A 25,658-nucleotide genomic window follows, 5' to 3' on the forward strand; every position below is an offset into this window, starting at 1 on the left:
GCAGATAGAAAAAGACAATCAGGAGATTGCATGCGTCAGGCGAAGGAACGGGAATTCCACAGCTTCGACCAGGTACCGCTGTTCTACCGGTACTGGGCCGGCACCACCGCCACCCCGGCCACCCGGGCCATCGTGCTGCTGCACCGCGGGCACGAGCACTCCGGGCGTGTTACCCACCTGGTCGATGAGCTGGACCTGCCTGACACCGCCTTCTTCGCCTGGGATGCGCGCGGCAATGGCCGCTCGCCGGGCGCGCGTGGCGATGCACCGGGCTTTCCGGCGCTGGTGCGCGACCTGGACAGCTTCATCGCCCACATCGGCGCCGAGCACGGGATCGCGGTGGAAGACATCGTGGTGATCGCGCAGAGCGTGGGTGCCGTGGTCGCCGCCACCTGGGTGCACGACTACGCGCCACGCCTGCGCGCGCTGGTGATGGCCTCGCCGGCGTTCAAGGTGAAGCTGTACGTGCCGTTCGCGCGGCCGGGCCTGGCCTTGATGCAGAAGCTGCGCGGCAACTTCTTCGTCAACAGTTACGTCAAGCCGCAATGGCTGACCCACGATCCGGCGCGGGTGGAAAGCTACCGCACCGATCCACTGATCACCCGGCCAATCTCGGTGCGGGTGCTGCTGGGCCTGTACGAGGCGGCCGATCGCATCGTCGCCGATGCGCAGGCGATCAGCGTGCCGGTGCAGCTGCTGGTGTCCGGCTCGGACTTCGTCGTGCACCGTGGCCCGCAGGACCGCTTCTACGAGCGCCTGTCCAGCCCGATCAAGGAGCGCGTGCATCTGCCGGGCTTCTTCCACGACACGCTGGGCGAGCGTGATCGGGCACCGGCACTGGCGCGCATCCGCAGCTTCATCCAGGCGCGTTTCGCCGAGCCGTTGCGCGAGCTGTCGCGCCGCGATGCGCACCGCCATGGGCCGACATTTGAAGAGTCTGAAATCCTGGCCTGGCCGCCCGAGCGCAACAGCCTGGCCGATCTTCGCTGGCGCGTGGTGCGCGGTGGCCTGCGCTTTGGCGGCAGACTGTCCGAAGGCATTGCACTGGGCCTGCAGACCGGTTTCGATTCGGGCAGCACGCTGGACTACATCTATCGCGACGAAGCACGCGGCAAGGGCCCGTTGGGTCGCCTGGTCGACCGCAACTACCTGGATGCGATCGGCTGGCGCGGCATCCGCATTCGCGGTCGGCACCTGCAGGAACTGCTGCGCGATGCCGCCCAGCGCCTGCGTGGGCAGGGCATGCCGGTGCGCGTGCTGGACGTGGCCGCTGGCCACGGCCGTTATGTACTGGAAGCGCTGGGCCAGGGCGAGCAACGCGCCGAGCGCATCGTGCTGCGCGACTTCAGCGGTCTGAACGTGACCCAGGGCCAGGCGTTGATCGAGCGCCTCGGTGCGTCCGACATCGCCCGTTTCGAACAGGGCGATGCGTTCGATCCGGTGCAGCTGGCGCAGGTCGACCCGGCGCCGACGCTGGCGGTGGTATCGGGCCTGTACGAACTGTTCCCCGACAACGACGCCGTGCTGCGCTCGCTGCAGGGCATCGCCGCAACGGTGCCGATGGGTGGCTACCTGGCCTACACCGGCCAGCCCTGGCACCCGCAGCTGGAGTTCATCGCCCGCGCGCTGACCAGTCATCGTGGTGGCGCTGCTTGGGTGATGCGCCGCCGCACCCAGCAGGAAATGGATGAACTGGTGCGCCTGGCCGGGTTCGAGAAAGTGACGCAGCGCATCGATGACTTCGGCATCTTCACTGTGTCGCTGGCACGCCGGACCGCGTGATGGCGACGCTGGCTGCAACTCCGCTTGCCACGGCGGGGCGCCCCTGGCGGCGCGCGCTGCTGTGGCTGGCCCTGCTGGGCCCGTTCTTCTTTGCCAGCTACGGCTTCGCCAACTGGATGGCCGGCCGCCACGCCGAACTGCCGGTGATGGCGTTCGGCTGGGAAACGCAGATTCCGTTCGTGCCATGGACGATCGTGCCGTACTGGTCGATCGACCTGTTCTACGCGGTCTCCTTCTTCCTGTGCCGGCAGCGCCTCGAACTGGACCGGCACGCATTGCGGCTGTTCAGTGCACAGCTGATCGCCGTGAGCTGCTTCCTGCTGTGGCCGCTGCGCTTCAGTTTCGAGCGGCCGGAGATCGGCGGTGTGTTCGGCTGGCTGTTCGATGTGCTGCTGGGTTTCGACAAGCCGTTCAACCAGGCGCCATCGCTGCACATCGTGCTGCTGATCGTGCTGTGGGTGAAGTTCGCGCAGTACCTGCACGGTGCCTGGCGCTGGGTACTGCATGTGTGGGCGCTGCTGATCGGCGTCTCGGTGCTGACCACGTTCCAGCATCATTTCATCGACATCCCGACCGGCCTGCTGGCCGGCTGGCTGTGCGTGTGGTTGTGGCCGGAGCAGGGCACGCCACCGCTGCGTGCCTGGCGCATCGTGCGGCATGCCAAGCGGTGGCGATTGGCTGCGCTGTACCTGCTGGGGGCCGCTGTGCTGCTGGTGCCGGTGGTCCTGCTGCGGGGTACGGCGTTGTGGCTGCTGTGGCCGGTGGTGTCGCTGCTGCTGGTGGCGCTGGCCTATGCCGGTCTGGGTACGGCGGTGTTCCAGAAGCGCGCCGATGGTCGCCTGACCATGGCGGCACGCTGGCTGCTGGCACCGTACCTGGGCGCCGCCTGGATCAACTCGCGGCTGTGGACACGGCGTGCGCCGCAGCCGGTGCCGGTGCTGGACGGCGTGTGGCTGGGCCGGATTCCCTGCACGGTATTGCCGGCACCTTTGGTGGGCGTGATCGATGCCTGCGCCGAGCTGTCCTGCCGCGCGCCGGGCGCGGCGTATGCCAGCGTGCCGATGCTGGATCTGGTGGTGCCCACGCCGCACCAGTTGCGCGAGGCCGCCGAGGCCATCGAACGGCTGCGGGTACAGGGACCGCTGCTGGTGTGCTGCGCATTGGGTTACTCACGCAGTGCCGCCAGCGTGGCGACGTGGCTGCTGCGCACGGGCCGTGCCGTGGAAGTCGAGGCGGCGGTCGCCATCGTGCGTGCGGCACGCCCCGGCATCGTGCTGGGCCCGGAGCATCTGCAAGCCATCACCGCAGCGGCTGGAGGGCGCGCATGAGTGCCGTTCCCGATCTGGCGACCATGCAGTTGCTGCTGCGCCAGGGACGCTGGCCCGCACTGCTGTCACTGGGGCTGCTGCTGGTGGCGCTGCTGCTGCTGGGCATCGAACCGGGGCTGGCGATGATCGCCGCCGGGCTGTTGCTGCTCAGTGTGGGCGCTGGGCTCATGCAGGCCTACCATGCATGGCGGGTCGGGCTGGACGCGAGCCTGCTGCAGCTGTTGCGCGATGAAGGCCTGGATGGCGAAGCCGCTGCACGCCGTACCGACCAGCTGCTGCAGGACAGTGGCCTGCGCCGCACACCGGCCGATGCGCCGCTGCGCGGCTGGGACGTGCGTTGGGCCGGCATGCGCCGGCTGCTGCTGCGCCAGTACCTGCTGACAGCAGTGCAGGCCGCACTACTGGTGCTGGCCGTAGTGTGGCCGCAGACGTGAACGGGAGGGGCCGATGTTCGCCGAACTGATTGCACGCGCCTGCAGTGGCGCGATCCACGTGGTGACCGGCGCCCGTGCGCTGTGGATCGGCTGTGCGCCGTCCAGCGAGCGCCGCGTGTACTACGGCAACCACGCCAGCCATGGTGACTTCGTGCTGATCTGGTCGTCGATGCCGCCCGCGCTGCGGCGACAGGTACGCCCGGTGGCCGCCGCCGAATACTGGCAGCGCGACGGCCTGCGCCGCTACCTGATCGATGCGGTATTCAACGGTGTACTGGTAGAGCGTGAGGCCGGGCATCGCCAGCAGGACCCGTTGCAGGTGCTGCGCGATGCGGTCGACGAAGAGTGCTCGCTGATCCTGTTCCCGGAAGGCACGCGCAATGTGGGCGATGAGCCGCTGCTGCCGTTCAAGAGCGGCATCTACCACCTGGCGCGGCAACGACCGGAGCTTGAGTTCGTGCCGGTGTGGATCGACAACCTGAAGCGGGTGATGCCGAAGGGCCGGTTCCTGCCGCTGCCGCTGCTGTGCACGGCCACGTTCGGCACGCCGCTGCGGCTGCAGGCCGACGAGGACAAGGCCGCATTCCTGGCCCGCAGCCGGCAGGCGCTGCTGGACCTGGCGCCGAATGGAGGGCGCGCATGAGCTATCTGATGGACGTGTCCGGTGACCTGGCCGCGCGCAGCGTGGGCCAGCAGACCGGCCTGCTGTTTGCCGGCGTCGGCGCGGTGCTGGTGCTGGCCACGCTGGTGGCCGAGACCCTGCGCTGGCGGCAGCGTGGGCAGCCCAGTGCAGTGATCGCCAACCTGGTGTCGCGCATCCGCGCCTGGTGGGTGATGGCGATCGTGGTCGGGCTGGCGCTGTTCTTTGGTCGCGCGGGGGTGATCGTACTGTTTGCGATCATCTCGCTGTTCGCGCTGCGCGAGTTCATCACTCTGGCACCGACCCGCTCGGGCGACTACTACGCGCTGCTGGCCGCGTTCTACATCGTGCTGCCGTGGCAGTACTACCTGGTGTGGATCGACTGGTACGGCATGTACACGCTGCTGATTCCGGTCTACGCGTTCCTGTTCCTGCCGATCCTGTCCACCATCGGTGGTGACACCACGCACTACCTGGAGCGCACCGCGAAGGTGCAGTGGGGGCTGATGATCTGCGTGTTCTGCATCTCGCACGTGCCGCTGCTGCTCAACCTGCATGTGCCCGGGCATGATCCGGCGCGCAACGTGCTGCTGTTTGCCTTCCTGGTGATCGTGGTGCAGTCCTCGGATGTGCTGCAGTACATCTGGGGCAAGCTGCTGGGCCGGCACCTGATCGCCCCGAAGCTGTCGCCGTCGAAGACGGTGGAGGGCTTCGTGGGCGGCGTGCTGAGTGCCAGCGCGCTGGGAGCGGCGCTGTGGTGGATCACCCCGTTCACGCCGCTGCAGGCGTTCGGCCTGTCGCTGCTGATCAACCTGATGGGGTTCTGGGGCGGCCTGGTGATGTCGGCGATCAAGCGCGACCGTGGCATCAAGGACTGGGGCCACATGATCGAGGGCCATGGCGGCATGCTCGACCGGCTGGATTCGGTGTGCTTCGCCGCGCCCGTGTTCTTCCATGTGGTGAGGTACTACTGGAAGGCGGGCGGAGGCGGTTGATTCTGCCGGGCTTCGATCCACGCATGGCGTGGATCCACCGGTCCTGCCATCGTTCATGGGATTGCCGGCCAGCGGCCGGCACTACCCACGCGCGCTTACGCGCTGATGCCGTATTCCTTCAGCTTCTTGCGCAGGGTGGCGCGGTGGATGCCCAGCATCGCCGCGGCACGGCTCTGGTTGCCTTCGCAGTGGTTGAGCACTTCCACGAACAGCGGGATTTCCATCTCGCGCAGCACGATCTCGTAGACATCGTCCGCGTCGCAGCCATCAAGGTCACGCAGGTAGCGGCGCACGGACTGGGCGACGTGTTCACGCAGCGGTGGCCGGGGAGCGCCACGACTGTTGTCAGGACGAGAGAGGACAGCGTTCAAGGGGATTCCCGATTCGGTTGGCCCGTGCGCGCGGAGCGCGCGGCCGGACGAGGTGGTGGCGGCCAGTCTAGCGCGAGCGTGCCCGACCTGCCACGGCTGGTCGCCTCTATCCTGCTCAGAGGAAGTCGAAGGTGAATGCGACGGTGGATGCGGCGGGTTCCTGCACGCGGAACGCAATGCGTGCACTCTGGCCCGGTTCCAGCACGGCCGCGCCGGGGTTTTCGCCAAGGTACTGCGCCGGTGCGAACACGCCACTGCCGATCACCCGGCCATCGGCATCGGACAGCGACAGGCGCAGATCCGGCCAGGCCTGTGCCCAGCGTGCATCGTTGCGGATGCTGGCCTGCACCTGCAGTACGCCGGCCTGGCCCGGCAGGGGGCGGATCTCGCGGCTGGTCATGGTGAACGCGGTGGGTTCATGCCAGGCCGGCAGGCTGCAGCGCAATACGCCGCACAGTGCGCCCAGCCAGGCGCGGTTGCCGGCGTCGGCGGCCAGTCGCGCTCGATCGGCCAGCACGCTCTGCAGGACCAGCAGCAGTGCCAGTCCGGCGACCAGCCCCCAGTGCCAGCGTGGCGTCGGCAGTGCGCGTGGCCGCGAGGTGCCCAGGAAACTGGGTGCATCCCCAGCCACGGCCTGCGGGGCCGGAACGGCAAGGACGGGTTCGATCACGGCCGCTTCGTCGGGGTTGACGATGTCATCGCTCGGTCGCGTTTCCGCCATCGGTGGCAGCGCCGCTTCGAGGGGGGCGCGGGCTTGGGCTGGCGGGATGTCCTGCATCGCCGGGTCGGGCGTGCGTGAATCGGTCGCAGGTGCAGCCTCGCCTTCCGACGTGGGGCGCAGGAAGGTGGCCAAAGGGCGGCGCGGCGGGTTCGGCTCGGACATGCTCAGGGTGCGGGCTCGGATCCAGCGGTCATTCAATCACGATCAGGCGCGGCGTATGCCGGTGATGCGCATCCAGTCGCCATCCCGGGTCGCCTGCAGGTCGTCGAACCACGCGGCGTAGCGCTGCAGCAGTTCGCCTTCCTGGCCATGCAGGATGCCGGACAGGGCGATGCGGCCGCCGGCAGCGACGCGCGCGGCCAGCAGCTCGGCCAACGCGTCCAGTGCCGAGGCAAGGATGTTGGCGACCACGATCGGGTAGGTGGCGACCGGTTCGTCCTGCGGCAGGTACACGTGCATGCGCGCCTGCTCGCCGTTGCGCTCGGCATTGTCGGCGGTGGCGACCAGCGCCTGTGGATCGTTGTCCACGCCGACCGCTTCGGCGGCACCCAGCTTCAGCGCGGCCAGGGCGAGGATGCCCGAGCCGCAGCCGAAGTCGAGCACGCGCTGGCCCTGCAACTGGCCGTCCACGGCCAGCTGGTCCAGCCAGCGCAGGCACAGGGCGGTGGTCGGGTGGGTGCCCGAGCCGAAGGCCAGGCCCGGGTCCAGCCGCACCACGGCGGCATCGGCGGCCTGCGCGGCGTCCGGCAGTTCATGGTTCCACGGCACGATCCAGGTACGGCTGCCGAAATCCATCGGCTGGAACTGGTCCAGCCAGGCGCGTTCCCAGTCTTCATCCTCGACGGCGCGGAAGCTGCCGTTGCTCCAGTCCAGTTCCGGATCGAATGATTCCAGCGCGGCCAGCAGCAACAGCGCATTGCTGTCGGCGGGGAACAGTGCGCTCAGCACCAGGGTGTCCCACAGCGGCGTTTCACCCACGCCGGGTTCGAGGATGGCCTGTTCGTTGCTGGTGTCGGCTTCGGCATCGAGCAGGGTCACAGCCAGTGCGCCGACGTCCTCCAGCGCATTTTCATAGCGGGGCTGGGTGGCTTCGGTGCAGCGCAGGGTCAGTTCCAGGAACGGCATGGCGGTGGGGGCAATCACGGGAAAGGGGGCCATGCTAGACCATCGGAGCGTCTCCGTATCGCGTGAGATGCCATCTTGAGATGAACGGGGGCAGTTCAGACAGGCCTGCCGGGCCTTGCTAAACTCGACACTTTCCTGTGCGCCGTGAACGCTCACCGCCGCCGATGGCCTTCGCCCCGACCCTGAAAACCTGGTTGCTCGTGCTGCCGGCGGTGGCCGTGCTGGGCGTGGCCGGGTACCGGGCCAGCGGCCATGCGGCGGGCGTGGCATCACCGTCGCCGGACCTGCCGACCGTCGTGCCCAGCCGCGACAGCGGAGCGGCGTTGCCGGTGGTGCCGGAAGCCCTGGCGCGCCGGCTGGCCACCGTCGAGCGCGGCAACACGCTGCCGTCGGGCCTGCCGCTGGACCTCCGCGCCGACATCGAAGACGCCAGCGATCTGTATGCCTTCGCCCAGCGCCTGCGCGTACAGGCCGATACCGGCAACCATGAAGCGCGCTGGATGCTCAGCCGCGTGTATGACTATTGCGCGCAGTACGCGCTCGATCCGGGTGGCTACCGCTTGGACAACAACGTGTTGAGCGGGTTGGGCCTGACCGCGGCGCCGGCGATGATCGAGGCCCGCGAGCGCGTGGCGCAGCGGTGTGGCGGCTTCGTTCCGGGCGACAAGCTGGGCGCTGCGCTGGTGCTGGCCGAACGCCGCAAGGCGGCCGCGCAGGGCAATCTGGCCGCAGAAGCATCGCTGTTCGCCGAGGGTGAGCCGTTGCATGACAGTGCCGAGTACCGCCGCGACCTGGTCGAGCGCGTGCGCACTTCGCGTGATCCGGAGGCCTATATGGCGATCGCGCCGGGCATGGGCGTGCGTGCCGCCGGTGACAGCGCACTCGACGGCCTGGTGGCGGGCGAACAGCTCAGTGAGCTTGCATGGCGGCTTGCGGCCTGCGAACTCGGTCTACCGTGTGGAGCGGACAGCGTGCTGGTCAACAGTTTTTGTGCGAACGGAGGGATCTGTTCGCAGGATGGAGCGCAGGATTTCCGGGATTTCGTGTATGACGCTGCGGTATCGCGGCAAGGTGCTGGGAAAATGAAGGAATGGATCAAGCGATTGATTGGAAAGAGGGACGGGCGATGAATTACCGTCGATTCCTGCATGGGGCCAAGTTCTGGTTCTGGGTGGCGCTGTTCGTGGCCTACTCTGCCGGTGCGGTCGGCCTGCTGATGATCGATACCTACGAGGATCGGTACCGGCATCTGTCGAAGGTGGAACTGACCACGGTGAAGGCGCAGGAAGACGTGCGCCGCGCCGGCGCCAGCCAGGTCGCTGCGGTCTATCGCGCGCAGACGGGCATGCCGTTCGCTTCACTGCCGGCTGGCAGCACCTTCCAGGTAGTGTGGCCGGATGGCTCGACCGAGACCATGGTGATCGTCGATCCAGCCTCGCCCAATGGCGTGCGGCCGCTGGCCAATTCGCAGATTCCGGCGACGGCGGCGGACGCGCGCTGAAGCAGCATCAGTAGAGCCGAGCCATGCTCGGCTGCACTCGCCCGCAAGCCGGGAACGGCTCGGCGCTGCCGGAAGGAAAACAGAAAAGGGCGGGGATATCCCCGCCCTTTCCTTGTCCAGCATCGGCTGACGATCAGGTCAGCGCGATCGGCTTGTTCTTGCGCTCGGCAAGGCGCTTTTCCAGGTAGTGGATGTTCTGTCCACCGGCCTGGAAGCCCTTGTCGCGCATGATCCGCTGCTGCAGGGCGATGTTGGTCTTGATGCCATCGACCACCATCTCGCTCAGCGCCACCCGCATGCGGGCGATGGCGGTTTCGCGGTCCGGGCCGTGCACGATCAGCTTGCCGATCATCGAGTCGTAGTTGGACGGCACGCGATAGCCACTGTAGATATGGGTATCCACGCGCACGCCGGGCCCCCCCGGCGGATGGAAGCCGGTGATGGTGCCCGGGCTCGGCACGAAGGTCTCAGCGTCTTCGGCGTTGATGCGGCATTCGATGGCATGGCCGGTCAGCACCACGTCGCTCTGCTTGATCGACAGCTTCTGGCCAGCGGCGATCTTCAGCTGCTCGGCCACCAGGTCGATGCCGGTGACCATTTCGGTGACCGGATGCTCTACCTGGATGCGGGTGTTCATTTCGATGAAGTAGAAGCGGCCGTCCTCGTACAGGAACTCGAAGGTGCCGGCGCCGCGATAACCGATGCGGATGCAGGCTTCCACGCACACCTTGCCGATCTGCTCGCGCTGTTCGGCGGTGATGCCCGGTGCCGGTGCTTCTTCCACCACCTTCTGGTGGCGGCGCTGCATCGAGCAGTCGCGTTCGCCGAGGTGGATGGCGTTGCCCTGGCCGTCGGCCAGCACCTGGATCTCCACGTGGCGCGGGTTCTCCAGGAACTTCTCCATGTAGACCTCGCCATTGCCGAACGCGGCCTTGGCCTCGCTCTTGGTGGTTTCGATCGAGGTCTTCAGCGAAGCTTCGGCGTGCACGACGCGCATGCCACGGCCACCACCGCCGCCGGCCGCCTTGATGATGACCGGATAACCGATCTCACGGGCGATCTTGGTGTTGGCGACGATGTCGTCGCCCAGCGGGCCGCCCGAGCCGGGCACGCACGGCACGCCAGCGGCCTTCATCGCGCGGATGGCTTCGACCTTGTCACCCATCATGCGGATGGTGTCAGCCTTGGGGCCGATGAAGATGAAGCCCGACTCTTCCACGCGCTCGGCGAAGTCGGCGTTCTCCGACAGGAAGCCGTAGCCCGGGTGGATGGCCTGGGCGTCGGTGACTTCAGCGGCGGCGATCAGTGCCGGGATGTTGAGGTAGCTCTGCGGCGACGGCGCCGGACCGATGCAGACCGACTCGTCGGCCATGGCCACGTGCTTGAGGTTGCGGTCGACCGTGGAATGCACGGCCACCGTGCGGATGCCGAGGGTGTGGCACGCGCGCAGGATGCGCAGCGCGATCTCCCCTCGGTTGGCGATGACGACTTTGTCGAGCATGGCGCGCCCCTCAGCCGATCACGAACAGCGGCTGGTCGAACTCCACCGGCTGGCCGTTCTCGCCGAGGATGGCGACGATGGTGCCGGAGGTGTCGGCTTCGATCGGGTTGAACATCTTCATCGCTTCGATGATGGCCAGGGTTTCGCCTTCCTTGACCTGCTGGCCCACGGTGACGAAGGCCGGCTTGTCCGGGGCGGACGAGGCATAGAACGTGCCGACCATCGGCGAGCGCAGCACATGGCCTTCCGGCAGCGCCGGGCCCGGCTTGGCGGTGCCGCCGGTGGACGCTTCGGTCGGCGACTGCATCGGCATCGCCTGCGCCGCCGGCGCCGCCGGGGCGGCGTACACCGGAGCTGCGACCGGCGCGGCATAACCAGCGACCGGAGCGCGCGACAGGCGCACCGACTCTTCGCCTTCCTTGATTTCGATTTCAGCCAGGTTCGACTCTTCCAGCAGGTCGATCAGCTTCTTGATTTTGCGCAGATCCATGAGGGCCTCTTTGGTTTCTATCTAGGTGAGGAGAGCGCCGTGGGCGCCCGGGTCGACAATCAGGTGGCGGATACGCGCAGCAGCGCCGCGTCCATCGCGTAGCGGTAGCTGTCGGCACCGAAGCCGCACACCACGCCCACCGCCTTGTCACTGAAGTAGCTGTGCTGGCGGAAGGGTTCGCGGGTATGCGGGTTGGACAGATGGATCTCGATGAACGGCACCGCCACCGCTGCCAGCGCATCGCGCAGGGCCACCGAGGTGTGGGTGAAGGCGGCGGGGTTGATCAGGATGAAAGCGGTTCCGTCGTTGCGCACAGCCTGCACGCGGTCGACCAGCACATGCTCGGCATTGGACTGCAGGCTCTCCACGGCGTGCCCGGCAGCGGATGCCTGCGCGGCCAGGGCTTGGTCGATGTCGGCCAGCGTGGTGTGGCCGTACACCTCCGGCTCGCGGGTGCCGAGCAGGTTGAGGTTGGGGCCGTGCAGGACCAGCAGCTTCGCCATGGGATCCGGAAGACGGGAAAGGGCGGCAGTCTGGCGGAACCGGCGGATGCTGTCCAGTTCGGCGAAGTTTGCAGCGTTTCAATCGTCCGTTTGAAATTCGCTGCAGGGCTTGTCGCCGTACGGCGGGCGCTGGATCAAGGCGCGCTGAACGGCGTGCTTGCGGTGGTTGCGAGCACGTAGGCCGACGATCACGCCCGGGCCGCTCATCGGCAGAGCCGCACCTGCGTGGATGAGGAGGCGTAGGGCGCAGCCGCTGTGCCCTTACCAGGGAGTTGCCTGTCAGCTGATCGCTCAGGTCTCCAACGGTACCGTCGGCACCACGTTCGGGAATACCTCCTCCAACGGCTCCTGTTCCCCCGGCTGCGGCGCCGGCCAGTTGTAGGCGTTCACCGGCTGAGCGCGGTTCACCCACAACGCGTAGTACAGGTGATCGGCGCGACCGTCGCCGGTATTGGGGTGGATCAGGATGGTCAGCCCCAGGCTGTTGAGCTGCAGCCAGGGCACCAGCACCGGCAGCAGGTCGTTGGTGAAGCCGAAGTAGAAAGAGGGGGTGACGTGCGGGCCACGCGGCTCCAGGTTCCAGTTGCCCAGCTCCACCGGGAAGCGCTCGGCGGCCCAGCGCCGCAGCAGGGCTGCCTTCTCGAAGCTGTCCTCATCGAAATAGATATGGGCGTGGTAGCTCTTGATGTCGGTGTAGGCGCGCGGGGCGGTGGGCAACGTGGCCTCGCCGGGGCGCACGCTGGCCGGGCGCGGGGTCGGTTCGCTGGCCGTGGCCTGGCCCCAGGGGCTGCGGCCCTTGGACGCTGGCGGAACCATGGCGCGGAAGCCGGGTCGTCCGGGCTCGGTGGTGTTCACGGCGCTGCCGACGCGCGCGGCGGCGGTGGCGGTGGACGCGCTGGCCAGGCCGCCGGCGGCCAGGCCGGCCGACGCGATCAGGCGCCGGCGGGCGGGCGAAAGCACGTCGGCCCAGTGGGCGTCATCGTCGCCCGGGTCGATGAGGGGCTGCGGGTCCGGGTGCATGAGGTGCTCCGTGGCGGCATTGGGGGGGCAGGCGTCCACGCTCGGGCACGGCTGCCGGTGGCGTCCAATAAGCAGCCGGCATCACTTCATGCACGGCTGCCTTCGTCGCCTTGAGCGCGACCGAACGGCGGGCTAGGGTGCAGGTTTGCCGCCCCGGAGCCCGCCATGGCCTCGCCTGATGCCGACACCCTGCGCAAGCGCGCCAGCTTCCGCCAGTTGCATGCAGCAGGATGCTTCGTGCTGCCCAATCCGTGGGACGTCGGCAGTGCGCGCTATCTGCAACGGCAGGGCTTCCAGGCCTTGGCCACGACCAGTGCCGGCTGCGCCTGGAGTGAGGGGCGGCCGGACGGCGCGGTATCGCTGCAGGCCACGCTGGAGCACCTGCGACTGATGGCGGCGGCGACCCCGTTGCCATTGAATGCCGACTTCGGTGATGGTTTCGGCGCTACGCCACAGGCGGTGGAGGAGGCGGTGACCGCGGCGCTCGATACCGGCATCGCGGCGTTGTCGATCGAGGACGCCAGCGGCCTGGCCGATGCACCACTGAGGCCCATCGAGCAGGCGGTCGAGCGATTGCGCGCGGCGCGTGCGGCCATCGACCGCGCGGGCGGCGACGTGCTGCTGGTCGGGCGAGCGGAGAACTTCTTCGTGGGCGTACCGGATCTGCAGGACACCCTGCGGCGCCTGCGTGCCTATGCCGAGGCCGGAGCCGATGTGCTGTATGCACCGGGCATCAGTACGCGCGAGCAGATCAGTGCGGTGGTCGCCGCCGCGGGCTCCAAGCCGGTGAACCTGCTGGTCGCTGGCCCCACAGCACTGAGCCTGCAGGACATCGCCGCACTTGGCGTTCGCCGGGTCAGCCTGGGCGGTGCGCTGGCGCGTGCCGCGTGGGCTGGACTGATGCAGGCGACCCAGCCGATCGTGCAGGACGGACGCTTCGATGGCCTGCAGCAGGCGGCGTCCGGGGCGGCCTTGAACGCGTTGTTCCAGTAGCCCCGCGCCCTGCATGGCGGGAAGGGCCGGCGACTACAACGCCTCGATCTCCCGCTTGGGCAGGATCACGCCGGGTTCCAACGCTGGCAGCAGTTGGCGAAGCAGGCGTGGATTGTCCTGCAGCCCCGTGCCGTCCAGATATGTCCACCCGGAACCGCCAATGCGGCGCACGGCCACCATGAACGTGGTGCTGCGCATCGGGGTTTCACGCACCCGTACCAGGGATTGGCGTGGCACGAAGCAGACTTCTTCCTCCCCAGCCGCATAGGTCCGGGTCGGCACACCGACGTCTTCGCTGATGACCACCACGCCGCCGCTGTGCTGCTTCTTCAACGCATCGCGGGTGATCGCCTGGAAGGCCTCATCGCCGCCGGCCAGCCGCTTGAGGCTGGGATGCGTACGCTCGATGAGGAAGTCCGCGTCGCCGCGGGCGTAGGCAGTCATCAGGGCGCGCACATCTTCGCGCAGGGCCTTCGCGTCACTGGGACTGAGTTCACCCGCGAAGGCGGATGGCAGCAACAGCGACAGCAGCAGCGTCAGTATCGTCAGGGGCAGGCGTCGATCCATCTCCGGGTGTCCCACAGGGCATCGCTGCACTATACGTTGGACGCGAAAACAGCGTCCCACCGGTGGCGCTGGTTTCCCCGGAATCGCTACTTACCATTAGTAAGTATAGATTCCTGGAGATCTCCATGCACAGCCTCATTGTCATCGCCCACCCTGAGCCCGGTTCGCTGACCCACGCGATGGCGCGTCGCATCGGTGATGCCATTGCCGCGGCCGACACCGGCAACACCGTGGCCTATGCCGACCTGATGGCCGAAGGCTTCGATCCGCGCTTCAACCCGCAGGACCAGGCGTTGTTCCGCAGCACCGGCGCGGTACCGGCCGATGTCGCTGCCGAGCACGCGCGGCTGGATGCCACCGATACGCTGGTGCTGGTGTTCCCGTTGTACTGGTGGTCGTTCCCGGCGCTGCTGAAAGGCTGGATCGACCGTGTGTTCACCAACGACTGGGCCTACGCACAGGATGCGCAGGGCAGGCTGGTGAAGAAGCTGCAGCGCCTGAATGTGCATCTGGTCGGCTTGGGCGGCGCCGACGCAGCCATGGTCGAACGTCGTGGCTACGACGCGGCAATGAGGACCCAGATCGACATGGGCATCTTCGACTATTGCGGCGCGCGCGTGCTGTCGTCCCACCTGCTGTTGGACGCCGATACCGGTGCCGCTGAAGCGCATCTGCAGACCGCGCTGGCGATCGGCCGTAAAATTGGTGTTCCGATGCGCTGATCGCCGTGCTCCGCCGATGCCCGCCAACGCCACCCCCACGCGCCGCCGAATGACCCGGGAGCAACGCACCCGCCAGTTGCTGGATGTGGCCTGGGCACTGGTCCGCGAAGAAGGTACCGGAGCGTTGACGCTGGGGCGGCTGGCCGAAGCGGCGGGCGTGACCAAGCCTGTGGCCTATGATCACTTCGTGACCCGCAATGGCTTGCTGGCGGCGCTCTACGATGACTATGACGGACGCCAGACCGTGGTCTTCCACGAGCGTATCGGTCGCGCCCGGGCGCAACTGGTCGATCGGGCGGCGGCTATCGCCTCCGGCTACATCGACTGCGTCCTCAGCCAGGGCAGTGAAGTGCAAGGCATCCTCGCCGCGCTGGTGGGGGCGCCGGAACTGCATGAGGTGCGGCGGCGCTACCAGCAGGATTTCATCGACAACTGCCAGGTCTGGCTGGGCCCGTTCGCGGCCGACGGCACGGTGTCGCTGGCCGGGCGCTGGGCCATCCTCGGTGCGGCTGAAGCCCTTTCAGAGGGTGTGGCTGCCGGCGCGCTGGACAAGGCCGGTGCCGTGGCCGAGCTGCAGCGGCTGATCGTGGCGACGGTCAAGCGGCGCTGAGCCGCACGAGCGGTCAGCCGCCGGCCAGGGCGGCGAATCCCGCGGCCAACTGGTCGCGCACCAGTGCGTCGCGCGCGTCGCGGCTTGCAGAGCCCAACACCACGGTGATCAGCCGTACCGGCTGGTCCCGCCCGGGTACTGGCCGGCACGCGGTGGCGGCCAGGCAGAAGCCTGCGGCCTGGGTGTAGCCGGTCTTCAAGCCGTCCACGCCGTCTTCGCCGAGCAGGGCGTTCTGGTTGCTGCGGTTGAAGCTGCCATGGGCGAACGCGCGCTGCGCGGTGATCGCCAGGATCTGCGGATGATCGTTCAACAGGCGGGCGGCCAGCACCGCCATGTCGCGCGCGCTGGAGACATGGTGCGGTGTGGTGATGCCGGACACGCTGGCAAACCAGGTGCTGCGCAGCCCGAGCTGGCGTGCGTGCCGGTTCATGCGTTCCAGGAATGCGGCCTGCGATCCGTCCAGGTGGCGCGCGATCGCCAATGCAGCGTCATTGCCGGACACCACCATCAACCCTTCCAGCAGGCGCGCCAGGGTGATTGTCTCGCCGGGCGCCAGGCCCATGCGCGTTTCATCATCGGCCACGGCATGCACATCGTCGGCGGCGATGGTGACCGGGTCGTCCCACGAGCGTCCGTTCTCTTCGACGCACGCATAGGCGGCGTAGGCGGTCATCAGCTTGGTCAGCGATGCCGGTTGCCGCGCGGTTTCAGCGTTGTGCTGGTGAATCACCGCAGAGGTTGCCGCTTCCAGGGTGATGGACGAAATCGGTAGGGGGGCGGGCGCAGCAGACGGCATGGCGGGCGGAGATGGCAGCGACAGTCAGCAAGAATAGTTCGTGCCGGCTGCACGAAGCCGCACTGCCGGAGCGCTGCAGCGTGCACGGTAGCGCCCGGTTGCGCCCGGGCTGAGGTGGAGGCAGCCTGCGCACATGCAATCGGATATCCGCATCGACGGTCGTGTCTTTACCTACGTCTTCCCGTGTGCGTGGGAGGACTACGCGAAGATCGGCTTTTCACGTGATCCGCTCGGACGCATCAGCGCATTGCATCGGCGCTGGTTCGAGTTCTTCGACCTCGATGCCGGTGCGCTGGTGGAAGCGGAGGGCGAGCGTGATGCACGTGATCTGGAGCTGCAGCTGCGTTCGCCGTTCAAGGCGCACCGCGCACCGGCACCGATGACGATCCAGCACAAGGCTGGGGGTCGTACTGAATGGGTACGTGGTGCCAACCAGGCCTTGTCGCTCGCAATTGCTGCGTTGGGTGAACAAGGCTATCGCTGTTACCCGCTGAAGGCGTGGCTGCAGGTGGCGATGCGCCTGCGCATGGACCGGCTGCACGACTGGGCTGTGGTGCAGCTTCCGGAAGAGGAAGGACTGCGGATTTCCGGTGGCCCCGGCGAGGGCGTGCTGCGTGACACGCTCGACGGTTGCCGGGCACTGGATATCGATCCAATGCCCTGGCTGCCTGAATACGTCCAACGCTGGTACACAGGTTGAGCCGCGTTCAACGGGTCCCCGGCTGCTGAACCGGCGCGGCCGGTTGCGCCGCGCACGCAGGGGAGTCGGTGGACGGACTGGCCAGCTGGCGTGCCAGCTCGGCGTTGGCCACATGGCCGTGCAGGAACAACAGGCTGCCGAAGATGTTCATGAGCGTGCCTCCACTTGAGTGGATTGCACGATACGGGCAGCATGGGCGGGCAAAAAGCGACATTTCCGCAAGCATGCCTTGAGAGGAATTCAAGCCTGATGTCCCGTCCGCCCCTTCATGCCCTGCAGGGTTTCGTGGCCGCCGCGCGGCTGGGCAACCTGTCACGGGCAGCGGCATCGATGAACCTGACCGTCAGTGCGCTCAGCCATCAGATGCGCCAGCTGGAAGAGCGGCTCGGGCAGCCACTGCTGGTCCGCCAACCGCGTGGCGTCGCCCTCACCCTGGAGGGGCAGCGCCTGCTCGACCAGGTCGGCCCGCATCTGGATGCGATCAACGAAGCCTTCCAGCCCTATGCGGCCCGCGCCGAGCACGTGCTGACGATCAGTGCGGTGCCGTCGATGGCGTCGGCGTGGCTGGTGCCGCGCCTGGGGCATTTCGTGGCTGAGCACCCACAGATCGAGATCAACCTGCAGTCGAGTGAGCGCCTGATTGATTTCGAGCGGCAGCGCCAGTTCGACGCCGCGCTGCGGCTGGGCAGCGGGCAGTGGCCGGGCCTGGTGGTTGAGCCGCTGTTCGACGAGTGGCTGCTGCCAATGGCGAGCCCGGCGCTGATCGAACGCATGGGAGGGATCGACCGGGTGCCACTGAACCAGTGGCCACTGCTGGGGGACCCCGATGGCGCGTGGGGGGCCTGGTTCGCGTTGAGCGGGCAGACCCCGCCGTCGCGCTTCGTAGCGGTGCTGGATGATTCGGAGGCACACCACCGTGCGGCGCTGGACGGGGTGGGCGTGGCGCTGGGGCGGGTGACGCGGGCGCGCTTGTTGCTGGATTCCGGCCAACTGGTTGCGCTGTCCAACCTGCGCCTGAAAACCGCCTGGCCGCATTGGCTGGTCTACCCGCAGCGTTCGGCCCGCCACCGCGGCTTTCTTGCCTTCCGCGACTGGCTGCACGCGCAGGCTGCCGAACACGTGCGGCACATGGCGGACGCTACACTCATCGCACCAGCGTGACCGCCTGCCCGGCGCGCGCGAATGCCTCCTCCAGCAGCGAGCCGGCCTTGATCGCCTCCACTTCTTCGAACAGCGCCTGCAGCGCGTCGGCGGGGCGGGATGCCGGCGCCGCCACCGCCTGCTGGATCGCGGTGAAACGGTCAGCCAGCACGCGGTGGCCGGGATGCGCCCGCGCCCATGCTTGCAGCGGCTGGCGCACGCCGGCGGCGGCATCCAGGCGCTGCAGATCGAACAGGGTGATCGCAGCCGCCGACGTCTCGGCCCGTTCGATCGTGGCGTGGCGCAGTTCGCGGCTGAGAAACAGATCGTAGGCTGCACCGCGGCCCACCGCGATGCGCAGCCCCTCGCGGTCGAGGTCGGTCACCTGCTGCGCGGGACTGTCCTCGCGCACCAGATAGGTGCCTTCGATCTCCACGTACGGAGCACTGAAGGCGATGCGGTCGGCACGTGCCGGATCGATGGCCAAGAAGGCCAGATCCCAGCCGTCTTCGCCTGCCGCAGCGACCACCGAGGCTGCGGCATCGTGACAGGTGAAGCGTGCCTGCACACCCAGGCGCTGCGCCAATATCGCGGCCAGCTCCACCGACGGTCCGCGCGGCGAGTGCGCATCGCCCTGCGCCAGCACCGGGTTGCCCAGGTTGATCGCCACGCGCAGGAAGCCCTGCGGTGACAGCGCACTTTGGTGATCGGCCAGGGACATGCAGGACTCCGCGAGGAAAGGGGCACCCAGCATGCCAGCGCTGCCCTGCAAGGAGTGTCATGCTGCACGACTGCAGGATGGCCTACCTTCCGTTTGCCGACGAGGCCGCAGGTGTGGGCATGGACTTGGAGGTGAGCCTGGAGCGTGGCCGAGATCTGCGAAAGTGAAGGCAACCGGATTGCGTTGCAGGCGCGCACGGTTCCGTAGAGCCGAGCCCATGCTCGGCTGCTGTTGACCCAGCCGCCCAAGCTCAGCCGGGCATGGGCTCGGCTCTACAAGGTCGCGGCGCGTGAGCGCTGCAGCCAGTCGTTGATCGCCGGATCGAGCCGCGGGTCTTCGGGCAACTGCATGCCGAAGCGTTGCTGCAGCACGTCGCGCACGTCGGCAACATCGTGCAGCGGACGCTTGTCCGGTGCCTGGCCGGGGCGGTACTCGGTGTAGTTGCCGCTGCCGATGGTGCGTCGCCAGTCCGGCCCGGTCAGCGACGCGCGCAGTTGGCCAGGGAAGCTGGAGTCGGGATGGGTGCACACGTACCAGTTGCCCACCACGTTGTCGATCGGTGCGGGCACGTGCAGGTCGAAACGGTACATCGCCCGCCAGCCGTCACCGGATTCGGCGTACAGCACGAAATCCCCCTCGCCGGGCAGGCGCTGCAGCAGGTACCGCTCGTGAGGCGTGGCCTGCGGCTGCGGATCATGCAGCCGCAGCGGCACGGTCGGGGTCAGGCTGCCGAAACCGGCATCCACCAGCCAGTCATCGCCGTCCACCTGCACGCGCAGCAGCAGGTGGGTCCGTGCGGTCAGGTCGCCGTCCTGGGCAGCCAGCAGCACGCGCGCGCTCAATGGCTGCGCATCGAAGCCCAGCGCCTGCAGCAGCGCCAGCAGGCCGCCATTGAGTTCGAAGCAGTACCCGCCACGGCGCTCGTCCAGCAGCTTGCGCTGCACGCTGTCCAGGTCGATCGGTACCGCATCGCGCAGCAGGCAGCTGAGGGTCTCGAACGGCAGCACTGCGTTGTGGCGCTGCTGCAGCAGGGTCAGGCCGGCCAGCGTCAGCGGTGGCGGTGCATCCAGCTGCAGGCGCTGCAGGTAGCGGGGGACATCGAGCGTCGTCATGGCGGCACCGGGCGGGAGGGGAGGTCCACTGTGCCCCCCCAACCGGGGTTGAGGTCAAGGGTGCTGGTCGTGTCACGCCAGCGTCGCCTGCACCCGGTACAAAGGCCGCGTCCGCCCGTCACCGCTGGGCCAGGACGACGAAAGTTCTAAAGTTGGCTTGAATCCGGCCGATACAGGTGCGTCCCTTTACCTGGAGCCTGTCATGTCGGCCGTTGTCCCCCACCTCCGGTCCCTGCGCACGCGGCTTGCGGCGCTGCGCCCGGCGTCCTCCGGCCTGCTGCTGTGGCTGCAACCGCATCGGCTGAGCGTAGCCAACAAGCTCAAGGCGACCTTGTGGGTCTGTGGCCTGGGACTGGTCGCAATCGCAGCCGTCTACGCCTGGACCGGGCATGCCAGCACGCAGGCTGCGCGCAGCCAGGCCAGCTACCAGCGCGGCAGTGACCTCGCCGCGCGCCTGGCCACGCGGGTGGCCGAAGCGCGCCGCCTGCAGATCCAGTATGCACGCAGTTTCGATGATGCCGACCGCGCGCAGCTGCTTGCCACGCAAAAGGCGCTGCAGGACGATCTGCGGGCGCTGCGCACGATGCCGATGGATGCAGGCCGGCGCAAGGCCCTGCAGGCGCTGACCGAAGCTGCAGGCGCGTTCTCGCAGGGTGTTGCCGCCCTGTTCGAACGGGTCGACGAGATGGGCCGTGGTGAGGCCGGCCTCGCCGCGCAGCTGCAACAGGCTGCAGACACGCTGCAGGGGCAGGTGGATGCGCAGCAGCGGGATGCGCTGGCGTTGTCCCTGCAGAAGATGCGGCGGCAGGAGGCACTGCTGCTGCTCGACGGTGATTCCACCCACGCCGACCGCGCCAGCGAAGAAAAGCTGCCGTTCGATCTCGCGCTGGCGGGCCTGCCCGCGGATGCGCAGGACACCCTGCGCACCGGAATGGAGGCGTATCAGACCGCATTGCTGGGGTATACCGCTGCCCGTGTCGGCCTGGATGTGGAAGCGCAGTCGCTGCTGGATACCGCTGCGGGCGTAGCGCCTGCGCTGGCCGCATTCCAGCAGGCACAAGCCGCGGCACTGGCCCGTGCCCAGACCCGCCAGCAGGCTGGTGCGCGCACGATGAGCGTGCTGTTTGCATTGACCGTGCTGCTGGTCGCCGGTGTGCTGATCACCAGCCTCGTGCTGGTGCTGCGTGCAGTGCGCCAGCCGATCCAGGACACCCTGCACTTCGCCAGCGACATCGCCGACGACCGCCTGGACACCACCCTGCGCGTCTACAACGCCAACGACGAGATCGGCCAGCTGGCGCAGCGCCTGGTCGACATGCAGCAGCGCCTGCGCGCGCGTATCGAGACCGAGCGTGCCGTGGCGCGCGGCAACACCCGGGTGCGCCAGGCATTGGACAGTGCGCAGACCGGTTTGATGGTGATCGATGCGGAAGGGCAGGTCGCCTACGCCAACCCGGCACTGCTGCAGCTGCTTGACCTGCGGAACGAAGCGCTGGTGGGCAGCGACGCGGTACGCCTGCATCCGGCGTTGGCCAGCCTGGCCGGCGTGCGCCAGCGCGAAGAGCGCGAGATCGGCCATGCTGGCACGCGTTACCAGCTGATTGCCAACCCCGTCATCGATGAAGGGCAATTCCTCGGCGTAGCGGTGGAATGGCGCAGTCGTGCGCTGGAGACCCTGCTGGAAACCGAGGTCGCTGCGCTGGTCGATGCTGCAGCACACGGCGACCTGCACGGTCGCATCGCGCTGGAGGGCAAGCAGGGCTTCGTGCGCACGTTGTCGACCAGCATCAACCGCCTGCTGGCGACGTTTGAAACCAACCTCGGCGACCTGCAGGCATTGCTGGCCGCGCTGGCCCGTGGTGACCTCAGTGTGCGCATGGAGGGTGAGCTGCAGGGCGTGTTCGCGCGCATGCGCGATGATGCCAACGCGACGGTCGCTCAGCTGGGCCGCATCGTCACCCGCATCCAGCACGCCACCTCCAGTATCGATACCGGCGTTGGCGAGATCGTTGCCGGTCATCAAGATCTGTCACAGCGCACCGAGCAGCAGGCCGCGAACCTGGAAGAGACCGCCGCTTCCATGCACGAACTGACCGATACGGTCGGTCGCAATGCTGATGCCGCAGGCCGTGCCGACGCGCTGGTCAAGGGTGCGGCTGCGGTGGCGCAGCGCGGCGGCGAGGCTGTCGGTCAGGTGGTGGCGACCATGCAGGGCATCAGCGAGGCATCACGCCGCATCGGCGACATCACCCAGCTGATCGACGGCATCGCCTTCCAGACCAACATCCTGGCGCTGAATGCTGCGGTGGAAGCGGCGCGTGCCGGTGAGCAGGGCCGCAGTTTCGCCGTGGTGGCCGCGGAAGTGCGCCTGCTTGCACAACGCAGCGCAGAGGCGGCCAAGCAGATCAAGGGCCTGATCGAGGATTCGGTGGCGCGTGTGGGACAGGGCAACCAGCAGGCCGAACAGGCCGGCATCACGATGGGCGAGATCGTCGGCAGCGTGCAGCAGCTGGCCGAGCTGCTGGCGGGTATCCGCAGTGCGTCGCAGGACCAGCATGCCGGCATCGCACAGGTGAACCAGACCATCGTGCAGATGGAAGCCAGTACCCAACGCAACGCCAGCCTGGTGGAAGAGGCCGGTGCCTCCACGGCGCAGATGCAGGTCCAGGTGCGTGCCCTGGCCGACGCGGTGGGCGCGTTCCGGTTGCAGTCGATGCCGCAGGCGCGCGCCGCGGCGGCCTGGTCAGCCGAGCGTAGGCTCGGCGCTACATCGGCTGCAGGAACACTGTAGAGCCGAGCCCATGCTCGGCTCACACCAGCGTTCGGCGGCAGGAATCAATACACGTCGCGGCGGTAGCGCCCGTTTTCCAGCAGCGTTTCCACCGCTTCATCACCCAGCGCGGTTCGCAGCACCTGGTCCACGCCCTCGGCCATGCCCTGCAACGACCCACAGACATGGATCACCGCACCGCGCTGTATCCAGTCGCGCAGCGTTCCGGTGGCCGCCTGCAGGCGATCCTGCACATAACCGCCGTCGCCATCGCGCGAGAACGCCAGGTCCACCCGGGCGAGATGGCCATCGGCCTGCCACGCTTCGATCTCGTCGGCGAACAGGAAATCGTGTGCACGCTGGCGTTCGCCGAACAACAGCCAGTGCCCGTGTTCGCCTGCACGGGCGGCTTCGCGCAACAGGCTGCGCAGCCCGGCGATGCCGGTGCCGTTGCCGATCAGCACCATCGGCGCGCCAATGACGCGATGGAAACCGGGGTTGCGATGCACGCGGGCGACGATGCCGGCATCGATCGGCGCATGCAACGACAGCCAGCCCGAGCCCAACCCGGCTCGACCGGAGGCGTCATGCACCAGCCGCACCACCAGCTCCACCATGCCATCATCCGTGCAGGAGGCGATCGAATACTCGCGACTGGGCAGCAGCGGCAGCTCGGCCAGCCACAGGCAGGCATCCTGCACCGCCAGCGCAGCATCGGCCTCGGGCAGCTCGCGTTCACTGGCCAGCGCCAGCAGCGTGCGCGGATGGCCATCGACCAGCAGGGGCTGCAGCGGATCCAGCCCATGCGCCTTCAACACGGCACCGGCGTGCTGGGCATTGTGGCGGGGCGCGATGTGCAGGATGTCACCCGCCTGCCACTGCACGTCGGCCGGTGCGGCAAGACGGATACGCCAGATGGCTCCGCCGACGCTGCCAGGGTTGAGGCGGTCGCGGCCGAGCAGGCGCCACTCATGCATCTGCGTAGCCGCAGGCAGCACGCTGTCATCGGTGACGATGCCGGTGAGCGCACCCAGCTCCTGCTGCCACCGGCGCAGCGCCGGGACCGAGGCGGCATCGACGTCGACGCGCTCGAACAGTGCACGCGCGCCGTTTCCGATCAACCAGCCATCGACCCGGCGGCCGAAGCCGCAGTAGTGCGGGTACTGGCGGTCACCCAGCGCGAGCAGGCCGAACTGCAGGCCCGAAAGGTCCAGCGCTTGTGCAAGCAACTGCCGCGCTGCGCGCCGGGCGGCATCGGGCGGCTCGCCGTCGCCGAAGGTGCTCAGCACGAACAGCGCGCTCGATGCACGCAGCAGGAGCGCGGCATCGATGCGCGCCAGCGGCAGCACCTGCACCGCATGGCCGGCCGCCTGCAGCTGGGCCGCCGCGCGCCACGCCAGCTGTTCGCCCAGTCCGCTCTGGCTGGCATGCACCACCAGCCACGCTGCGTTGCCGGCGTCGCTGGCCGGCATCGGTAGCGCCTGGCGCAGCCCGCGCGCGGCACGCTGGCTGCGGCGGCGGTCCAGGTACAGCATCCAGCCGGTGATGAAGAACAGGCTCATGCCCAGGCTGCTGAGCATCACCACCACGCGCCCGGGTACACCGAAGTAGCTGCCCGAATGCAGCGCGAACACGCTGGTGGCCAGCTGTCCGCCCGCGCCCTGGCGTGCGTACGGGCGGGCATCGAGAACCGCACCGCTGGCCGGATCGAGCTGCAGCAGGTCATGCGCACGATCGTGGTGGCCGCCGCGCTGCGACGGATCACCGGCCATCACCCGCACGTTCAGCGCCTGCCCGGGCTTCTCCGGCAGGCGCAGGTCAATGAAGCCGGCGCGCACGCCCGGCAGCGCGTACAGCGTGGCTTCAATGCGGTGCAGGTCCAGCGACGCATCGGTGGCAACCTGGTGCTTGGCCGCCGGTGGGACGCCCAGCAGCGTGCTGGCCGCACTGCGATACCCGTCGAACGACCACCACAGGCCGGTCAGCGCACTCATCAGGTAGATCAGCAGCACCCAGGTGCCGACTACCGAGTGCAGGCTCCACAGGAAGCCGCGCCCGCTGCGTTTCCACTCCACTGCCAGCCAGCTGCGCCAGTGCCACCAGCGTCGTGGCCAGCGCAGGTAGAGGCCGGACAGGGTGAAGAACAGCAGGGCGATGGCACAGCTGCCGGTGATCCACTTGCCGCGTTCGCCCGCGGCAAGGTGGCGATGCAGGTCCTCGACGAAGTCGAAGAACGCCTGGCCGCGCAGGGCGCTGAAGCGCTCACCGCTGTACGGGTCGAAGTACACCCAGTGGTCCTTGCCGCCGGCAAAGCGCGCGACCGACGGCCGCTGTCCGGTGGCATCGATACGCAGGCGTTGCAGGGGGCGTTCGCTGCCGGCCTGGAGCAGCGGCACCAGTTCACTGAGTGCAAGGGGATGCTGTCCGTCGGCATGGTGCTCGGCGATCTCGGCAAAGCCGGGATTGGCGGCGCGCAGCAGCTCGTCCTCGAAGGACAGCACGGCGCCGCTGAGGCCCATCACGGCCAGGACGGCACCGGCGGTAATGCCCAGCAGCCAATGCAGTTGGAACAGGACGTTCTTGAACATCGAAGGAGAGGGGCCCGGGAGGCTGCCGCCCGCATCCTGCGCAACAGCAAATGAGAATTAGTCGCGTAATTCTCCGTGGCGCCCCGGCTGCGGTCAAGCTGGAGGTACCGGCCGGGCGGCACCCGGCACCCGCGGTAGTGCCGGCCGCTGGCCGGCAACCTCAGAAGCAACAGCCGAAGCAACAGCGGGTTTCCTGTGAGGAGGCGGGGGGGGCGGTTGCGGGGGACGGCGCAAGTACGTCCCTGTAGCCTTGGTCACGGCATCCATGCCGCGGACACCCCCTCAACCGGAGCCACCCCGCCTTCGACAGTTTCCTGCGATCTGTCGGAACGGCGTTCTGCTTTGGTGGGTGCCGACCGTTGGTCGGCACGGGGTCTGATTCCGTTCTGAATATCGATATCTGACAGATGTGTCGACCAAGGTCGACACCTACCAACAGCCGCGAAGATCTGTCAGAGGTGGGGCGGTGTCGGAGTGCGGGGTGTCAGCCGCATGGATGCGGCTGCCAAGCTTACAGGGACGTACTTG

26 protein-coding genes are annotated in these 25,658 nt (G+C 68.0%); 13 read left to right on the forward strand and 13 right to left on the reverse strand.

What is annotated here, in order from left to right; all coding sequences use genetic code 11:
- Positions 1-30 precede the first annotated feature (30 nt).
- The 5 genes from A7X97_RS14670 to A7X97_RS14690 are packed head-to-tail and all read left to right on the forward strand — an operon-like array spanning position 31 to position 5,179.
- The gene (locus A7X97_RS14670) at positions 31-1,782 is read left to right on the forward strand and encodes a bifunctional alpha/beta hydrolase/class I SAM-dependent methyltransferase (protein ID WP_111008095.1); all 1,752 of its coding nucleotides are present in this window, start codon (positions 31-33) and stop codon (positions 1,780-1,782) included.
- On the forward strand, positions 1,782-3,110 hold the full coding sequence (locus tag A7X97_RS14675; RefSeq protein WP_095378196.1) for a phosphatase PAP2/dual specificity phosphatase family protein: 1,329 nt from the start codon (positions 1,782-1,784) through the stop codon (positions 3,108-3,110). The genes A7X97_RS14670 and A7X97_RS14675 overlap by 1 nt, the downstream gene beginning before the upstream one ends.
- Positions 3,107-3,544 carry a hypothetical protein gene (locus A7X97_RS14680; protein WP_095378195.1) on the forward strand — a complete coding sequence of 146 codons (438 nt, stop codon included), beginning with the start codon at positions 3,107-3,109 and terminating at the stop codon, positions 3,542-3,544. The genes A7X97_RS14675 and A7X97_RS14680 overlap by 4 nt, the downstream gene beginning before the upstream one ends.
- 13 nt (positions 3,545-3,557) lie before the next feature.
- Complete coding sequence (locus A7X97_RS14685; protein WP_005419712.1) at positions 3,558-4,187, forward strand: lysophospholipid acyltransferase family protein; 630 nt, start codon at positions 3,558-3,560, stop codon at positions 4,185-4,187.
- Positions 4,184-5,179: a phosphatidate cytidylyltransferase gene (locus tag A7X97_RS14690; protein ID WP_061478167.1), complete on the forward strand. Its 996-nt coding sequence runs from the start codon at positions 4,184-4,186 to the stop codon at positions 5,177-5,179. Before A7X97_RS14685 ends, A7X97_RS14690 begins: the two co-directional genes overlap by 4 nt.
- 95 nt (positions 5,180-5,274) lie before the next feature.
- Here the strand turns inward: A7X97_RS14690 and fis are convergent, their stop codons facing one another.
- The 3 genes from fis to prmA all read right to left on the reverse strand — a co-directional run bounded on the left by fis (position 5,275) and on the right by prmA (position 7,396).
- Entirely contained in the window at positions 5,275-5,550 is a 276-nt protein-coding gene (fis, locus tag A7X97_RS14695; protein WP_005419706.1) for a DNA-binding transcriptional regulator Fis, read from the reverse strand.
- A 115-nt stretch (positions 5,551-5,665) separates the two neighbouring features.
- Positions 5,666-6,433 carry a DUF3426 domain-containing protein gene (locus A7X97_RS14700; protein WP_111008096.1) on the reverse strand — a complete coding sequence of 256 codons (768 nt, stop codon included), beginning with the start codon at positions 6,431-6,433 and terminating at the stop codon, positions 5,666-5,668.
- 42 nt (positions 6,434-6,475) lie between these two features.
- Positions 6,476-7,396, reverse strand: a complete 921-nt coding sequence (gene prmA / locus A7X97_RS14705) for a 50S ribosomal protein L11 methyltransferase (protein WP_111008102.1) — start codon at positions 7,394-7,396, stop codon at positions 6,476-6,478.
- A gap of 164 nt (positions 7,397-7,560) precedes the next feature.
- On the opposite strand from prmA, the gene A7X97_RS14710 reads away from it, so the two are divergent.
- Both A7X97_RS14710 and A7X97_RS14715 read left to right on the forward strand, forming a co-directional pair.
- Complete coding sequence (locus A7X97_RS14710) at positions 7,561-8,526, forward strand: hypothetical protein (RefSeq protein WP_072167289.1); 966 nt, start codon at positions 7,561-7,563, stop codon at positions 8,524-8,526.
- Positions 8,523-8,897 carry a hypothetical protein gene (locus A7X97_RS14715; RefSeq protein ID WP_072167288.1) on the forward strand — a complete coding sequence of 125 codons (375 nt, stop codon included), beginning with the start codon at positions 8,523-8,525 and terminating at the stop codon, positions 8,895-8,897. The genes A7X97_RS14710 and A7X97_RS14715 overlap by 4 nt, the downstream gene beginning before the upstream one ends.
- A gap of 133 nt (positions 8,898-9,030) precedes the next feature.
- On the opposite strand, the gene accC is transcribed toward A7X97_RS14715, so the two are convergent.
- The 4 genes from accC to A7X97_RS14735 form a co-directional block, all read right to left on the reverse strand.
- Positions 9,031-10,398, reverse strand: coding sequence for an acetyl-CoA carboxylase biotin carboxylase subunit (gene accC / locus A7X97_RS14720; RefSeq protein WP_065178826.1), 1,368 nt, complete (start codon positions 10,396-10,398; stop codon positions 9,031-9,033).
- Positions 10,399-10,408: 10 nt separating this feature from the next.
- The gene (accB, locus tag A7X97_RS14725; RefSeq protein ID WP_019660824.1) at positions 10,409-10,888 is read right to left on the reverse strand and encodes an acetyl-CoA carboxylase biotin carboxyl carrier protein; all 480 of its coding nucleotides are present in this window, start codon (positions 10,886-10,888) and stop codon (positions 10,409-10,411) included.
- 59 nt (positions 10,889-10,947) lie between these two features.
- Positions 10,948-11,391 (reverse strand): type II 3-dehydroquinate dehydratase, encoded by a 444-nt coding sequence (aroQ, locus tag A7X97_RS14730; protein ID WP_053498267.1) that lies wholly within the window; start codon positions 11,389-11,391, stop codon positions 10,948-10,950.
- A gap of 291 nt (positions 11,392-11,682) precedes the next feature.
- Positions 11,683-12,411: a DOPA 4,5-dioxygenase family protein gene (locus A7X97_RS14735; RefSeq protein WP_111008097.1), complete on the reverse strand. Its 729-nt coding sequence runs from the start codon at positions 12,409-12,411 to the stop codon at positions 11,683-11,685.
- 165 nt (positions 12,412-12,576) lie between these two features.
- Here A7X97_RS14735 and A7X97_RS14740 point away from each other — a divergent pair, with 165 nt between their 5' ends.
- Positions 12,577-13,404: an isocitrate lyase/PEP mutase family protein gene (locus tag A7X97_RS14740; RefSeq protein WP_072167287.1), complete on the forward strand. Its 828-nt coding sequence runs from the start codon at positions 12,577-12,579 to the stop codon at positions 13,402-13,404.
- Positions 13,405-13,437: 33 nt separating this feature from the next.
- Here the strand turns inward: A7X97_RS14740 and A7X97_RS14745 are convergent, their stop codons facing one another.
- On the reverse strand, positions 13,438-13,971 hold the full coding sequence (locus tag A7X97_RS14745) for a hypothetical protein (protein ID WP_005419691.1): 534 nt from the start codon (positions 13,969-13,971) through the stop codon (positions 13,438-13,440).
- 125 nt (positions 13,972-14,096) lie between these two features.
- On the opposite strand from A7X97_RS14745, the gene A7X97_RS14750 reads away from it, so the two are divergent.
- Together A7X97_RS14750 and A7X97_RS14755 are read left to right on the forward strand one after the other, a co-directional pair.
- Positions 14,097-14,693: an NAD(P)H-dependent oxidoreductase gene (locus tag A7X97_RS14750; protein WP_072167285.1), complete on the forward strand. Its 597-nt coding sequence runs from the start codon at positions 14,097-14,099 to the stop codon at positions 14,691-14,693.
- 16 nt (positions 14,694-14,709) lie between these two features.
- Positions 14,710-15,303: a TetR/AcrR family transcriptional regulator gene (locus tag A7X97_RS14755; RefSeq protein ID WP_065178823.1), complete on the forward strand. Its 594-nt coding sequence runs from the start codon at positions 14,710-14,712 to the stop codon at positions 15,301-15,303.
- Positions 15,304-15,316: 13 nt separating this feature from the next.
- On the opposite strand, the gene A7X97_RS14760 is transcribed toward A7X97_RS14755, so the two are convergent.
- A complete protein-coding gene (locus tag A7X97_RS14760; protein ID WP_072167284.1) occupies positions 15,317-16,099 on the reverse strand; it encodes a D-alanyl-D-alanine carboxypeptidase family protein in 783 nt (260 codons plus the stop codon).
- A gap of 133 nt (positions 16,100-16,232) precedes the next feature.
- Between A7X97_RS14760 and A7X97_RS14765 the strand changes: the two genes are divergently transcribed.
- Positions 16,233-16,799: a GIY-YIG nuclease family protein gene (locus tag A7X97_RS14765; RefSeq protein ID WP_072167283.1), complete on the forward strand. Its 567-nt coding sequence runs from the start codon at positions 16,233-16,235 to the stop codon at positions 16,797-16,799.
- A 7-nt stretch (positions 16,800-16,806) separates the two neighbouring features.
- On the opposite strand, the gene A7X97_RS21925 is transcribed toward A7X97_RS14765, so the two are convergent.
- Complete coding sequence (locus tag A7X97_RS21925) at positions 16,807-16,950, reverse strand: hypothetical protein (RefSeq protein WP_176698770.1); 144 nt, start codon at positions 16,948-16,950, stop codon at positions 16,807-16,809.
- A gap of 98 nt (positions 16,951-17,048) precedes the next feature.
- Between A7X97_RS21925 and A7X97_RS14770 the strand changes: the two genes are divergently transcribed.
- Complete coding sequence (locus A7X97_RS14770; protein ID WP_032954576.1) at positions 17,049-17,960, forward strand: LysR substrate-binding domain-containing protein; 912 nt, start codon at positions 17,049-17,051, stop codon at positions 17,958-17,960.
- Here the strand turns inward: A7X97_RS14770 and A7X97_RS14775 are convergent.
- Together A7X97_RS14775 and A7X97_RS14785 are read right to left on the reverse strand one after the other, a co-directional pair.
- Positions 17,944-18,660, reverse strand: a complete 717-nt coding sequence (locus tag A7X97_RS14775; protein ID WP_111008098.1) for an ABC transporter substrate-binding protein — start codon at positions 18,658-18,660, stop codon at positions 17,944-17,946. The two genes, A7X97_RS14770 and A7X97_RS14775, sit on opposite strands and share 17 nt — an antisense overlap.
- 272 nt (positions 18,661-18,932) lie before the next feature.
- Positions 18,933-19,772, reverse strand: coding sequence for an arylamine N-acetyltransferase family protein (locus A7X97_RS14785; protein WP_111008099.1), 840 nt, complete (start codon positions 19,770-19,772; stop codon positions 18,933-18,935).
- 202 nt (positions 19,773-19,974) lie between these two features.
- On the opposite strand from A7X97_RS14785, the gene A7X97_RS14790 reads away from it, so the two are divergent.
- Positions 19,975-22,563, forward strand: coding sequence for a methyl-accepting chemotaxis protein (locus tag A7X97_RS14790; RefSeq protein WP_111008100.1), 2,589 nt, complete (start codon positions 19,975-19,977; stop codon positions 22,561-22,563).
- 44 nt (positions 22,564-22,607) lie between these two features.
- On the opposite strand, the gene A7X97_RS14795 is transcribed toward A7X97_RS14790, so the two are convergent.
- Positions 22,608-25,130, reverse strand: a complete 2,523-nt coding sequence (locus tag A7X97_RS14795; RefSeq protein WP_111008101.1) for a PepSY domain-containing protein — start codon at positions 25,128-25,130, stop codon at positions 22,608-22,610.
- Between the last annotated feature and the right edge of the window lie 528 nt (positions 25,131-25,658).

The organism is Stenotrophomonas sepilia, assembly GCF_003244875.1.
Lineage (GTDB): Bacteria > Pseudomonadota > Gammaproteobacteria > Xanthomonadales > Xanthomonadaceae > Stenotrophomonas > Stenotrophomonas sepilia.